Genomic DNA, 12,428 nt, shown 5'->3' on the forward strand with positions numbered 1-12,428 from the left:
ATATTGCCTCCTACTTTACGAAATAAATCCAGTGAAACAACGAGCCTATTACTTTCCCAAGTACAAGAGCAACGAGTAAAACAATAATTTTCTCCTCTACCCTTACTCGTTTCGCTAAAATAGGTAAAACGTTTAACACTTCCGTTAACGCCGCAGCGAGCATTCCAATGAATGTGCCACAAAATATCCCTAATATAACAAGCCAATATTGTGACGTTTGAAATGTAATATTTTTCAAACTACACCAAGCCCCTGTTAAAGTACCTGCAATGACCGCCCACTCAAAGTATTGAATATGCTTTCCACTTCTCGTTAATTGAGCTAAACGAGGGATTATACCAAGTACAGCTAAAAACGCGACATATCCGCTACCTACTGCAATCCCTCCAGCTAAGCCAATTAATACAACAAATGCACACTCAATCATCAGCAATCTGTTTCATATTATCCTTGTTTTCATGAACAATTACATATTGATCAAGCGACTGCTGATATTGAAACATCTCAACTTCTAACGGGCTCGGCTCTTCATTAATTCTCTTTTGAAATACATGATTAAAAAATAAGACCATACCTAATCCAAGACCTAATGAATAAGGAATTTGAAATAAAAGTGGTTGCGCCTTAAATTCTCCAGTAATCATGTAATATAACCGTTGGTGTACTTGTTGCATACTTACATCCTCATGGAAATAAATTATTGCAAGGGCCGCTCCAATGAAAAGTAACAACCATACAAGTCCGAAGAAAACCGGATGCACTTTCTTTTTTTCGTATATAATTTCAACAAGAGTTTGTCCAGAACCAAGTAAATTAATTTGTATGTGAGCCACTTTTTGTTGAATAATCTCAATCACTTTCATAACATCAATTACAACATGTGTTTTATCATGCGCTGTTATTTTGTAGACTATTTCATTTTGTAACAACTCAACTACAAAAGAATCTCCGGCAAGTTGAGCAACATCGCTCAGCTTTACTTCATACGTAGGAGACACTTTTAAGCGATTGCGCATTTTAATATAAATCGTTTGTTCCAATTTTCATTCACCCCTTCACTCTTCCTCGTAGTTGTAGTATGGTTATTGGAATTTTTTCTAATACAATTTTTTCATAAAAAAACATCTGTACCATTTCGGGACAGATGTTTTTAGCTTATGCCTTTTTCTTAAATAAATTTGCAATACTTAATGCAAGTCCTCCCCAAATGACTACCATACCTATAACCATCATCATAATCGCTGATCCACTCATCATGAAACACCTCGGTCCTTCCATTCTTTTTCAAGCTGGACAGAGTCTGAATGTATTTGTGCATTCCATTTTTTCAGACCAATAACTAACGCGACTAGAAGGAATGCTGCCGCTATCGACCAACCATACGTTACAACAAAAAAAATCGAATAGATAGCTATTCATCTATTCGATCTTTCATCTGTTTTAATATTTTCTTTTCAAGTCTTGAAACTTGTACTTGCGAAATGCCTATTCGCTCCGCTACTTCTGATTGGGTTTGGTCTTTATAATAGCGCAAATACACAATTAGCCTTTCTCGTTCATCCAATTCTCTAATTGCTTCTTTTAAAGCAATTTTATCAAACCATTTCGTTTCCGATTGATCTGCAATTTGATCTAAAATAGTAATTGGATCTCCGTCGTTTTCATACACAGTTTCATGTATCGACGAAGGAGCACGACTCGCTTCTTGCGCCAGAACAACTTCTTCCGGCGTTAGTTCAAGAGCCTGTGCTACCTCATTAATCGTTGGAGCCCTTCCAAATTCTTTCGAAAGCTCATCTCTCATCTTTCGGACTTTGTTTCCTGTTTCTTTTAAAGATCTACTTACTTTCACTGATCCATCGTCACGTAAAAATCGTTGTATTTCACCGATAATCATTGGAACTGCATATGTTGAAAATTTCACGTCGAAAGATAAATCAAATTTATCTACCGATTTTAAGAGTCCAATACATCCAATTTGAAATAAATCGTCTGGTTCGTATCCTCGATTAAGAAATCGCTGTACAACCGACCATACGAGACGCATATTACTTTGAACGATTGTATCTCTCGCTTGTTGATCTCCATCTTGACTTTTTTGAATTAACGCTTTTAGCTCGTGGTCCTTTAACTGAGGTTTCTTCTTCTCATTTCTGACCTCTATGTCCATTGGCTATTCTCCTTAATTGCATAGAGCGTTACTATTTGATAAGTATTTTGTCAAATGGATTGTTGTCCCGAAAGATTCGTTTGAAATAACTTCTACTTCATCCATAAAATTTTCCATGATAGTAAATCCCATTCCGGAACGCTCTAATTCAGGTTTAGTTGTAAAAAGGGGTTGTCTTGCTTCATCTAAGTTAAAGATACCAATCCCTTCATCTCGAATCGTGAGTTTCACCATCGCTTCTTCCAAAATCACTGAAATATAAACAACACCTTCTGCATTTCCTTCATACCCATGAATAATTGCATTTGTAACCGCTTCTGACACAACTGTTTTAATCTCTGTTAGTTCTTCCATCGTCGGGTCTAATTGCGCAATAAAAGCAGCTACCGTAACACGAGCGAATGATTCATTCTGACTTAACGCTGAAAATTGAAGGTTCATTTCATTTCTCATCTACGCCACCCCCAACGTCGCGAGCGCATGCGCTTCACTTTCTTCTAAACGAACAATTTTGAATAGACCTGACATTTCAAATAAACGTTTAACGGGCGGTGAAATTGCACAGACAACCATCTCTCCACCTAATCCCTTTACATGTTTATATCGGCCTAATATAACGCCTAAACCAGAACTATCCATAAATGTTAAGTTCTCTAGGCTCAAAATAATATGATGAACACCATGTGTCTCAATCATATCTGTGACTTTCGTTCGCAACTCTTCAGCAGTATGATGATCTAACTCGCCCTCTAGCCTCACACATAAGACGTCACGTTTTACTTCTAAATGCATGGAAAGACTCACACGATTTCCTCCTTATGCTCAAACTTTACTCATTAACATAAGATTTTCGTGATATAAAATCAGAATCCTTCCTACTGACAAAAGAAGAACTATTTCGTCATAAAGTGAAACCTTTCAGCAATTATTTCAGTAAATACGAACAGAAAAACATCAAAATTCCCGCCGCTATTTTGATGTTGAAAACATCCCAAAACTTCTTTTAAATAACTCCCACCAGCTCGCTGCCTCAACATCTTCTTTCGCTACAATTGTTTGTTTTAATAAAACATCTTTATCTCTTTTAATAACAAGTGTGCCAAGTGCATCACCTTTTTTAATCGGTGCCTTCACTTTCTTTTCAGCAATCACTTCTTGTTTAACTTTGTCCATATTTTCGCCCTTCTTCATAAGAAGAGACACATTGTCTGACGCAACTAAATCTACTTTTTCTTCCTTACCTTTTCCTACTTGTACAGTCTTAATTTTCTCACCACGTGTATATAATTTCTTTGTCATGTATTGTCCAAATGCATAATCAAGAAGCTTCGTTACTTGATTGTTCCGCTCTTTTGATGTAGGTGCTCCCATTACAACTGAAATAACACGCATACCATTTTTCTCAGCCGATGCCGTTAAACAATATTTCGCTTCTGTCGTAAAGCCTGTTTTCACCCCATCTACTCCAGGATAAAAACGTACTAGCTTATTCGTATTAACAAGCCAAAACTTCTTATCCGTATTTTCACGTAAATAGTCTTCATATTTACCTGTGTATTTTCGAATAAGTGGATACTTCATCAACTCTTTCGCCATAATAGCCATATCATTCGCTGTAGAATAATGATCTTTCGCTGGAAGACCTGTCGGATTTTGAAAATGTGTATTTTTCAATCCTAGATCTTTCGCTTTTTTGTTCATCATATTTACGAAACCTTCTTCTGAACCAGCGATATGCTCAGCTACTGCAACCGATGCATCATTTCCAGATGCAATTGCAATGCCCTTTAACATTTCATTTACAGTCATCTCTTCCCCAGGTTCTAGAAAAATTTGTGATCCGCCCATTGAAGCTGCGTGTTCACTCGCTCTAACTTTATCGTTTAGTTTTAGTTTTCCTTTTTCAACTTGTTCCATAATTAATAGCATTGTCATAATCTTTGTCATACTAGCAGGTGGTAACTTTTCATTCGGATTTTTATCAAACAAAACTTTACCTGTATCTTGCTCAATTACGATCGCTGACGACGCTTGTTCCGCTAACTTCGGCGTGGTTTCTTCTGTTTTTTCCTGCTTCGTTTTCTCAGATTGTGCGAAACTAACTGAAGTACCAGAAAGCAATAACATGAAACAAACAAGTATTCCAAAAACTCGCTTCATGACTAACCCTCCATTCTATATCAAACTTATTTTTTCCAATTTATACATTTTCAATACCATATTTTTCTATTATTTTCAGTTGACAAATAAATTCCTTGCCTATATTGTATTAAGTGTATTACACGTAGTAGTACACTTAATACTCATCAGGAAGGAGACATTGCTCTTGCATATTCAACTTGATCCAAGAAGCAACACTCCGATATGGGAACAAATTGTTCAAAATATAAAAGAGCTCGTACTAAAAAATATGTTAGCTCCAAGTGATAAACTTCCTTCTGTACGCGAGCTTGCTTCTTTGCTCGTTATAAATCCAAATACAGTAAGTAAAGCTTATCAAGAATTAGAGCGACAAGGGATTATTGAAACATTACGAGGAAAAGGAACATTTGTAGCCCAATCGATTACCCCAACATTAGACGAAAGGAAAATCGCTATGGTTGAAAAGCAATTTCATCAATTATTACTAGAAGCCTCTTATCTTGGGATTACGAAAGATAAAATTCACGATTGGATAGATTCATACTATAAAGAGATTGGAGGAAATACAGATGTTGAAAGTGACAAACTTGAAGAAAACAATTGATAACCAAACGATTTTAGACGATGTTTCTTTCACATTACAAAAAGGTAGTATCGTCGGATTGCTCGGAAGAAACGGTGCGGGGAAAACAACTTTATTACGAACGATGGTCGGCATTTTAGACCCCGATGAAGGAACTGTTACATATGAGAATACAGATGTTCATATGCATCCTGAAATTAAACAAAAAGTTGTATACGTTCCAGACTCTACTAACATACTGAACGGATATACAGTAAAAGAAATCGTAAAGTTTTATAAAGCGGTTTATACAGCATTTGATGAACAATATTTTTATGAAATATTAGAACGTTTTAATTTACCAAACAAACGTATTCGTAGTTACTCAAAAGGAATGAAAGCACTGCTTGCGATCATTTTAGCTTTCGCTGCAAAAGCAGAATATGTCATTTTAGATGAACCGACAAACGGACTTGATCCTATCGTCAAAAGACAGATTCTACAATTTCTCGTTGAAGAAGTGGCAGAAAAAGAAATTACAATTTTCATCTCCACTCACCATTTAGATGAAGTTGAAAAAATTGCCGATACAATCATTATTTTAAAAGGACATACAGTAGATTCTATTACATCACTAGATGATGCAAAATCACGATTTGCCAAAATACAAGTTGCTTATGAACGTTCATTACCTCAAAAACTAGAAAACTTAAGCAATATTAAAATATTAAACCAAACAGGAAAAGTATATACAATCTTAATTGAGGAAAATGTGGCTACAACACTGGAGAAGTTTTATAAAGAGCAACCAATACTCATTGAAGAATTATCAATGTCACTTGAAGATGTCTTCGTTACGACACTTGAGGAGGATGGGTATGTTTCATAAGGCGTTGTGGATGTGGAATTGGAAACGCGGGAAATATGCTGTACTACTGTTCTTCTTTTATACTCTTTATCTTCTATCTTTCGGATACTATAAAGCAGCTCAGCAACAACTTGCTAATTATTATAAATTACATGAAAAGGGAACGTTCTATTATGATTATGTTTTTTCGTCAAATACAGGTAATAGTTTTTCGATAACTATTCTTATTATTTCTATTGCTTGTCTATTAATAGGATGGGAACGTAGCAACCAGTCTAATGCACTACTTATGACAATGCCATTTAAAAGAAAAGATGTTTTCTTATCTAAATGGGCTTTCGGTTCATTCTGGATTGTGGGGTCTCTTCTTGTAAACTGGATTGTTATGTACTTTATTTATAGAACAACAATTCATTTGGATTATCAATCATTCGAACCATTTCATCGATACTTTCTTTATGCAATTGTTTCATATGTTGCAGTATATACAGCTGCATTATGTATTGGTGCCTTTACTGGAAGCGTTGTTTCACAAATCGTTTTTTGTATTCCTTGGTTACTAATGGGTCTTACATTTATTTCATTACTATACAATTTTACAATAAATCATTTAGATGCTCAGAATAATAGAAATTCTTCCTTATATGAAAGTCTTTCTGAAATAAATAATAAAACAAATATAGTTGCACCAATATATAATTTTTCTATTTATTACGATTATGATCCAAAATCACGTGAAAAAGAAAACGATTCAACCACTTTAAGAGATCCAGCATCTTATAGGTACTATTCGGCTAAATCCATGTTAGTCCCTATTTTCTATACAATATTTTACTTAATACTTGGCACATATTTATACAAACGTTCTCCAAATGAAAATAGTCAAAAGATATTTATTTTCCAAAAACATTTACGAATATGGATATGGGGGACAACCATTTATTTTGCATTACTAGGTGGCTATAAAATAAATCAATTTAATTTCTTACTTAACTATTACATCAGTTTGCTTCTCGCTGGAATCATTACTTATGTTGTACTATCACGTCTAACAAATTATAAAGTTTTTTAAAGGAGGGGGCCTATGTTTCAAAAAGCACTATGGCTAAGAACATATCAACAAAGTAAATATGTTGTGTGGTTGTTTTGGTTCGTTAGCTTCTATACTTTATCATATAAATACTATATGGCTTCTATTCAACAGCTATACTTTCTAAAAGAAAATAAACAGTGGAACTATGTATATCATTACCACTTTGATTTAACACTTATAGACCCTGTCATATTATTAGGTAGTGTACTTATCGTTCTAGCCTGCACATTAATCGGATGGGAAAGACAAAATAACTCTAGTGACTTGTTGTGGTCTATGCCCTTTAAACGTTCACACCTCTATATAACAAAGTGGTTGTTTGGAATCTGCAACATTGCAGCAATAATCGTATTAAACTGGGGACTATTCGCCATTATGAAAAAAACAACTTTTCATAATAAGTATCAAGTATTTTCCCCATTTCATTCTTATTTTATATACATGTTAATTGTATTAATTGCTATTTATACACTTGCTTTATGTATAGGAACAATTACTGGGAATATTCTCTCGCAGGGACTTCTCACTGCAGCTATATTCATGTTTCCATTGTTATTTCCATCCCTTATCTCAGCAGTCATCGCTGTTCACTCAAATACTGACTTTCATGAGGACAATGGCAATATGCATCGTGTTATGGAAAACATACGCATTTCAGGTCCAGCAGAAGATTTTCATATTAGATTTGATTATAATCCGCAAAATGCCTATACCGATCCTGATGGAGTGCGTCATAATGAACCAAACTTTACAAAAATTCCTTCAGTAAAAACATTGATTGGACCTATTGTAAATATAATTATTTTATTACCACTCGGTATATATTTATATGTTCGTTCAGTCAATGAGCGGAATGGTAGTTTCTTACTATATCCAAAGCTTCAAAAAACATTTATGGTCTGCGCTATTTTCTGTATTGGAATTAGCGGTGGTTTAATAATTGGTGGGACCCATTCGTTGCTTAATTTTTACATTGGTTTGTTCGGAACAAGCATAATTAGCTATTTTCTTCTATCTAAAATATTGAGATTGAAGGTCTCTTGGAATTTCAAATAAAATAACCTCCTCACTAAGAGGAGGTTATTTTACATTCTCTCTCCTATCCCCATACACCATCTCTTCTTTCATCCCAAACCCATCACCGTTTTGCACAATTTGCTCTGTCGGCGCGACTACACTTTCAGCAATTTTCCATTCGCCGCGCTCTTTCACAAATACTTGCAGAAAATAGTTCATACCATTTAATTGATACGCATTTTCTTTTTTCACATTATAGTGCACCGCAATGTAGTGCACTTGAATATTTTCTTTCCCTGCTTTTGATACGTATTGCGATAATCTTGGAATGTACATTGATGCTTTCTTAAATGGTAATTGCTTCGCTTTAACGAGCGATGAACTTGTTACATTACGCAAAGTGTCCTGATTACGAACATTATCGCTATGATGAAATAATACTGCGTTTTGCATAGAACGAACCCATAATTTCGAATACAAGACGGTATTATCATTCTCAATGTACTTCACTTCTTTTTGCACCACTTGGATAGGGCTATCAGCGTACATGAATGTATGAAAGCAGAAAAAACTTCCAAGTAAAATGGTAAGTGCAGCAATATATTTCATAATCTTTCCTCCGATCTGTTTAATTAAAGTATCGGAGTTTCAAAATATTTTTATTCAAAAGAAAAAGGATAGGAAAGCTCTCGCTTCCTATCCTCATTTATTATAATACGCGGCCAAATAGTTCTAAAACCATTTCTATCTCTTGGTCGCTCCAACCTTTAAATTTCTCTTTATAATATTCTTTACGCACAGCTTCAAGCTTTTCAGTTACTTCTCGTCCGTTTTCAGTAATTTCTAAGTATACGATACGACGGTCCGAATTTGAACGTTTTCTTTCAACAAACCCTTTTCGCACGAGACGATCTGTTACAGCTGTAATATGACTGGAGGTTACGTTTACTTCACTCGCAATTTGCGAAGCCATCTGTGGACTTTTTAAAAATAACGCACGTAATACAGAGAATTCATTATATGGCATATGCTCTGAAAAACGTGTATTAATATCATTTTGTAATAAACGTATCATCTTTCGAAATGATGCAGATAGATCTAAAATCAGTGTTTCTCTATTTTCGTTCACTAGCCTCGTCCCTTTTTTATCATATTTACACATATTATAATCTATAAATACCTATATTGTATATGCTTTCTTCCCTCAACATTCTCATTTATGTAACTTTTTTCATAAGATTTTCTTTTTTGTTCACACATATACATATAAAAAAGGATGGTGAGCATAAATGCAAAGTGGAATGAATCCGTATTTACATAATATCCGTACGACGAATACTGGTAAAGAAGCTACTATTACTGTACAAGGAGAAGGCATTATAAAGGCAAAACCAAATGTTGTCATATTAACACTGGGCATTCGAACAGATAGTAAAAATGTAAAACAGGCGCAAGAAGAAAATGCAGTGCAATCGAAACAATTGCTTGATGCCCTCAAACAGCTAGGTATTGCCGATAAAGATATAGAAACCATTTCTTATACAATTACTCCTCAATACGAATATGTAAATGATAAAGCATTACTACAAGGCTACCGTGTGGAGCATTTGTATGAAATTACCGTTTTAAATGTGCAAAAAGCAGGGGAAGTATATGATATAGCCGTTACAAATGGTGCAAACGTAGCAAAAGGATTACGTTTTCGAATATCTCATCCAAATAAATATTATGAGCAAGCTCTCATTCAAGCTCTGCAACAAGCAGTAGACAAAGCTCGTACAATTGCGAGTACCTACAATTTAAATATTAATCCTGTTCCCCTCTCACTCGTTGAAGAATCTGCCCAATTACCACGGGAGATCTCATCATATGCTACTTTGCATGCGCAAGCAGCTCCGCCCATTCAATCAGGAGAACTAGAAATCATTTCATCTATAAGGGCAATCTTTACGTATTTATAAATAAACTCGTTTATAAGTAACCGTTATCATTTTCGTTGTTGTAAAAACATGATGTTCTGATATAATAAAGGACGGTGAGCTCTTACATAAGAGATATCACGGGTGGGAGAGGGATATGAAAAAGAAGGTTTAACATGAAAGGAATACTTGAAAGAACATTTAAATTAGACTTACACCAAACATCACCAAAACAAGAAGTTTTAGCTGGAGTCACGTCATTTTTCACAATTGTTTATATTATGATTGTAAATGCGTCAATCTTATCAGATGCCGGCATTCCTCTTGAGGCAGGAATTTTGGCAACTGTTTTTAGTTCATTTGTCGGATGTCTACTCATGGCATTTTGGGCAAATGCACCTGCTATTCTTGTCCCTGGTATGGGTGTAAATGCATTCTTCACGTACACTGCTGTGCATACGCTCGGTTTAACTTGGCAAGAAGCATTGGCAGCTGTTTTTATCGCCGGTATTATTTTTGCAATTGCTGCTTTTACACCGATTGCTCGCGTGCTTTCGGTATCGATTCCAAAGTCATTAAAGGAAGCGATCACTGTCGGTATCGGGTTGTTTTTAGCTTTCATCGGCTTGCAAAAAGGTGGTTTAGTCGTTTCGCATCCTAATACTGCTGTTGCAATGGGAAAATTAAGTAGTCCTGTCGTTCTTGCCACACTACTTACTCTTATTGTCGCACTTGTACTATTTGCGCGTAACGTACGTGGAAGCTTTTTATGGACGATTGCAATTGGAACTGGTATTGCATGGCTGTTTGGTCTTGTTGATACGAGTCAAATGGGAAATAGTTCGTTTTCATTCGCTAATTATGGCGATGTGTTTGGAGCTATGTCATTTGGGAAACTTTCTTCCTTGCCATTTTGGATTGCAACATTCTCCTTAAGCATGGTGCTTATTTTTGAGAACATGGGACTTTTACATGGTTTATTAGAAGATGATCGTAAATTCCCACGTGCTTACCAAGCAAATGCAATTTCAGCAATGACATGTGGTCTATTTGGCACAAGCCCTACCGTTTCAACAGTAGAGAGTGCCGCAGGTATTACTGCAGGCGGAAAGACAGGTCTGACGTCTATCGTTACAGGGTTGTTATTCTTCGCATCACTGTTTGCGCTTCCGTTTGTCAAAATAATTCCTGACAGTGCCATTGCACCAATCTTAATTATTATTGGCGGGCTGATGATTACAAGCATTCAACAAATTCCTCTGAACGACTTTTCAGAAGGATTTCCAGCGTTTTTAATTATCGTTATGATCCCGCTCACATATAGTATCGCTGATGGCATTGCGTTCGGATTTATTGCTTATCCTATCTTGAAAGTTGCACTTGGAAAGCGTAAAGAAGTCGCACCGTCCATGTATATTATTACATGCTTATTCTTAGCCATGTTCGTATTACACGCTATTGGCTAAGAAAAAAACACCGAGGAAATCCTCGGTGTTTTTTTACTTAAACCAACCTTTTTTATAAAACCAAGCCATCATTCCGCCACCAATTAATGCCATTAAAATTAAGCAAATAAAATAACTATACTTCCCGCCAAGCTCTGGCATATGTGCGAAGTTCATGCCGTATACCCCTGCAATAAATGTTAACGGCATGAAAATAGTTGAGAAAACAGTTAATGTTTTCATAATATTGTTCATATGGTGGGAATTCAACGAAAAGTAACTATCTCGAATATCTGCTGTTAATTCACGGCTCGCTTCAATCATCTCTGTCAGTTTAAGCAAATGATCATGTATATCTTTAAAATAAATTTCATGATCGCTTATACCGTAAAAACGTGTTGAATTTAATATACGATACAATAAATCACGCATCGGAATAATCGTACGCCTTAGCTTAGATAAATCTGCACGAATATCAAATACTTCTTCTAGCACACTTCCTGCTGTCTCACCCGTTAAATTATCATCAATTGCATTTAAATGGTCTTCGATGTAATAAACAGGTGCGAAATAATCATCTACAATTTGGTCAATAATTGTATGTGCTACATGCAAAGGACTCTTCTTAATACGTTTCTTTTCACCGAGCGTTTTCCATACTCTTTCAATCGCATTATTATGAGAGAAATGGAAAGAGACTATATATCGATCACTAATAAATAAATCGATTTCATGCGGTTCTAATCCGTCTTCTCCGAATGCATGAAGAACTAAAAAGTTATATCCATCATAAAAATCTACCTTTGGTCTCTGTACATACTCTACACAATCTTCAATTGCAAGGGGATGGAACTTGAAGTGATCTTGTAAAATATATGTATACTCCTCTTTCGTTGGCTTATATAAATCAAGCCAATACCATATGATGTTCTCTTTTTTCGTTTCTTCTAGCGAAACATCATATAAAACTTCATTTTTTTTCGTTATTGCACAAATTCTAATCATAATTTCACCCATTACTATTATAAACAAAAAATAGTAAAAAAAGCCAAGGAGAAATCTCCTCAGCTTTTTTTATCCCGCTATTTGCGGGCAGTAAGACCCCTACCTCAAAATTCAGCGAAAGCAAAGAAGTTAGGTCTGGGTCGAGCTGCCCGTAAATGCCCGATTGGTGAAGGCTAATAATCAGTGGGGATAAAGCCCCCACTGATT

General features: G+C 35.5%; 16 protein-coding genes. 6 read left to right on the forward strand and 10 right to left on the reverse strand.

What is annotated here, in order from left to right; genetic code table 11:
- Nucleotides 1–10 precede the first annotated feature (10 nt).
- The 7 genes from spoVAB to dacF form a co-directional block, all read right to left on the reverse strand.
- Nucleotides 11–427: a stage V sporulation protein SpoVAB gene (gene spoVAB / locus LCF45_RS20075; protein WP_016092269.1), complete on the reverse strand. Its 417-nt coding sequence runs from the start codon at nucleotides 425–427 to the stop codon at nucleotides 11–13.
- Nucleotides 420–1,040 (reverse strand): stage V sporulation protein AA, encoded by a 621-nt coding sequence (locus LCF45_RS20080; RefSeq protein ID WP_263893573.1) that lies wholly within the window; start codon nucleotides 1,038–1,040, stop codon nucleotides 420–422. The genes spoVAB and LCF45_RS20080 overlap by 8 nt, the downstream gene beginning before the upstream one ends.
- 115 nt (nucleotides 1,041–1,155) lie before the next feature.
- Complete coding sequence (locus LCF45_RS20085) at nucleotides 1,156–1,254, reverse strand: methionine/alanine import family NSS transporter small subunit (RefSeq protein WP_000016829.1); 99 nt, start codon at nucleotides 1,252–1,254, stop codon at nucleotides 1,156–1,158.
- A 157-nt stretch (nucleotides 1,255–1,411) separates the two neighbouring features.
- Nucleotides 1,412–2,170, reverse strand: coding sequence for an RNA polymerase sporulation sigma factor SigF (gene sigF / locus LCF45_RS20090; protein ID WP_002014922.1), 759 nt, complete (start codon nucleotides 2,168–2,170; stop codon nucleotides 1,412–1,414).
- A 12-nt stretch (nucleotides 2,171–2,182) separates the two neighbouring features.
- Complete coding sequence (gene spoIIAB / locus LCF45_RS20095) at nucleotides 2,183–2,623, reverse strand: anti-sigma F factor (protein WP_001243400.1); 441 nt, start codon at nucleotides 2,621–2,623, stop codon at nucleotides 2,183–2,185.
- Nucleotides 2,624–2,974 carry an anti-sigma F factor antagonist gene (gene spoIIAA, locus LCF45_RS20100; RefSeq protein ID WP_002128957.1) on the reverse strand — a complete coding sequence of 117 codons (351 nt, stop codon included), beginning with the start codon at nucleotides 2,972–2,974 and terminating at the stop codon, nucleotides 2,624–2,626.
- A 165-nt stretch (nucleotides 2,975–3,139) separates the two neighbouring features.
- Complete coding sequence (dacF, locus tag LCF45_RS20105; RefSeq protein WP_002088461.1) at nucleotides 3,140–4,330, reverse strand: serine-type D-Ala-D-Ala carboxypeptidase DacF; 1,191 nt, start codon at nucleotides 4,328–4,330, stop codon at nucleotides 3,140–3,142.
- 166 nt (nucleotides 4,331–4,496) lie between these two features.
- On the opposite strand from dacF, the gene LCF45_RS20110 reads away from it, so the two are divergent.
- Genes LCF45_RS20110 through LCF45_RS20125 form a run of 4 tightly spaced genes read left to right on the forward strand, consistent with a single transcriptional unit; the run spans nucleotide 4,497 to nucleotide 7,891 of the window.
- Nucleotides 4,497–4,916 (forward strand): GntR family transcriptional regulator, encoded by a 420-nt coding sequence (locus LCF45_RS20110; RefSeq protein WP_002033900.1) that lies wholly within the window; start codon nucleotides 4,497–4,499, stop codon nucleotides 4,914–4,916.
- Nucleotides 4,882–5,763, forward strand: a complete 882-nt coding sequence (locus LCF45_RS20115) for an ABC transporter ATP-binding protein (protein WP_002128958.1) — start codon at nucleotides 4,882–4,884, stop codon at nucleotides 5,761–5,763. Before LCF45_RS20110 ends, LCF45_RS20115 begins: the two co-directional genes overlap by 35 nt.
- Nucleotides 5,753–6,814 (forward strand): ABC transporter permease subunit, encoded by a 1,062-nt coding sequence (locus LCF45_RS20120; RefSeq protein WP_002128959.1) that lies wholly within the window; start codon nucleotides 5,753–5,755, stop codon nucleotides 6,812–6,814. The genes LCF45_RS20115 and LCF45_RS20120 overlap by 11 nt, the downstream gene beginning before the upstream one ends.
- 12 nt (nucleotides 6,815–6,826) lie before the next feature.
- A complete protein-coding gene (locus tag LCF45_RS20125) occupies nucleotides 6,827–7,891 on the forward strand; it encodes an ABC transporter permease subunit (protein WP_002128960.1) in 1,065 nt (354 codons plus the stop codon).
- A gap of 24 nt (nucleotides 7,892–7,915) precedes the next feature.
- Here the strand turns inward: LCF45_RS20125 and LCF45_RS20130 are convergent, their stop codons facing one another.
- Together LCF45_RS20130 and LCF45_RS20135 are read right to left on the reverse strand one after the other, a co-directional pair.
- The gene (locus LCF45_RS20130; RefSeq protein ID WP_002128961.1) at nucleotides 7,916–8,461 is read right to left on the reverse strand and encodes a hypothetical protein; all 546 of its coding nucleotides are present in this window, start codon (nucleotides 8,459–8,461) and stop codon (nucleotides 7,916–7,918) included.
- Nucleotides 8,462–8,561: 100 nt separating this feature from the next.
- Nucleotides 8,562–8,981, reverse strand: coding sequence for a MarR family winged helix-turn-helix transcriptional regulator (locus tag LCF45_RS20135; RefSeq protein WP_002088468.1), 420 nt, complete (start codon nucleotides 8,979–8,981; stop codon nucleotides 8,562–8,564).
- Nucleotides 8,982–9,141: 160 nt separating this feature from the next.
- Between LCF45_RS20135 and LCF45_RS20140 the strand changes: the two genes are divergently transcribed.
- Both LCF45_RS20140 and LCF45_RS20145 read left to right on the forward strand, forming a co-directional pair.
- Nucleotides 9,142–9,813 (forward strand): SIMPL domain-containing protein, encoded by a 672-nt coding sequence (locus LCF45_RS20140; RefSeq protein WP_002033894.1) that lies wholly within the window; start codon nucleotides 9,142–9,144, stop codon nucleotides 9,811–9,813.
- Between the two features lie 134 nt (nucleotides 9,814–9,947).
- A complete protein-coding gene (locus tag LCF45_RS20145) occupies nucleotides 9,948–11,237 on the forward strand; it encodes an NCS2 family permease (RefSeq protein ID WP_002033892.1) in 1,290 nt (429 codons plus the stop codon).
- A gap of 33 nt (nucleotides 11,238–11,270) precedes the next feature.
- On the opposite strand, the gene corA is transcribed toward LCF45_RS20145, so the two are convergent.
- The gene (gene corA, locus LCF45_RS20150; RefSeq protein WP_002067031.1) at nucleotides 11,271–12,233 is read right to left on the reverse strand and encodes a magnesium/cobalt transporter CorA; all 963 of its coding nucleotides are present in this window, start codon (nucleotides 12,231–12,233) and stop codon (nucleotides 11,271–11,273) included.
- Between the last annotated feature and the right edge of the window lie 195 nt (nucleotides 12,234–12,428).

The sequence above is a fragment of the Bacillus sp. 41-22 genome, assembly GCF_025809295.1.
In the GTDB taxonomy this organism is placed as follows: domain Bacteria; phylum Bacillota; class Bacilli; order Bacillales; family Bacillaceae_G; genus Bacillus_A; species Bacillus_A mycoides.

Excerpts from the sequence above, each read along its gene's own strand:
- spoVAB (WP_016092269.1), bottom strand. The coding sequence starts at position 427 with ATGATTGAGTGTGCATTTGTTGTATTAATTGGCTTAGCTGGAGGGATT.
- LCF45_RS20085 (WP_000016829.1), bottom strand. The coding sequence starts at position 1,254 with ATGAGTGGATCAGCGATTATGATGATGGTTATAGGTATGGTAGTCATT.
- sigF (WP_002014922.1), bottom strand. The coding sequence starts at position 2,170 with ATGGACATAGAGGTCAGAAATGAGAAGAAGAAACCTCAGTTAAAGGAC.
- spoIIAB (WP_001243400.1), bottom strand. The coding sequence starts at position 2,623 with ATGAGAAATGAAATGAACCTTCAATTTTCAGCGTTAAGTCAGAATGAA.
- dacF (WP_002088461.1), bottom strand. The coding sequence starts at position 4,330 with ATGAAGCGAGTTTTTGGAATACTTGTTTGTTTCATGTTATTGCTTTCT.
- LCF45_RS20115 (WP_002128958.1), top strand. The coding sequence starts at position 4,882 with ATGTTGAAAGTGACAAACTTGAAGAAAACAATTGATAACCAAACGATT.
- LCF45_RS20120 (WP_002128959.1), top strand. The coding sequence starts at position 5,753 with ATGTTTCATAAGGCGTTGTGGATGTGGAATTGGAAACGCGGGAAATAT.
- LCF45_RS20125 (WP_002128960.1), top strand. The coding sequence starts at position 6,827 with ATGTTTCAAAAAGCACTATGGCTAAGAACATATCAACAAAGTAAATAT.
- LCF45_RS20130 (WP_002128961.1), bottom strand. The coding sequence starts at position 8,461 with ATGAAATATATTGCTGCACTTACCATTTTACTTGGAAGTTTTTTCTGC.
- LCF45_RS20140 (WP_002033894.1), top strand. The coding sequence starts at position 9,142 with ATGCAAAGTGGAATGAATCCGTATTTACATAATATCCGTACGACGAAT.
- LCF45_RS20145 (WP_002033892.1), top strand. The coding sequence starts at position 9,948 with ATGAAAGGAATACTTGAAAGAACATTTAAATTAGACTTACACCAAACA.
- corA (WP_002067031.1), bottom strand. The coding sequence starts at position 12,233 with ATGGGTGAAATTATGATTAGAATTTGTGCAATAACGAAAAAAAATGAA.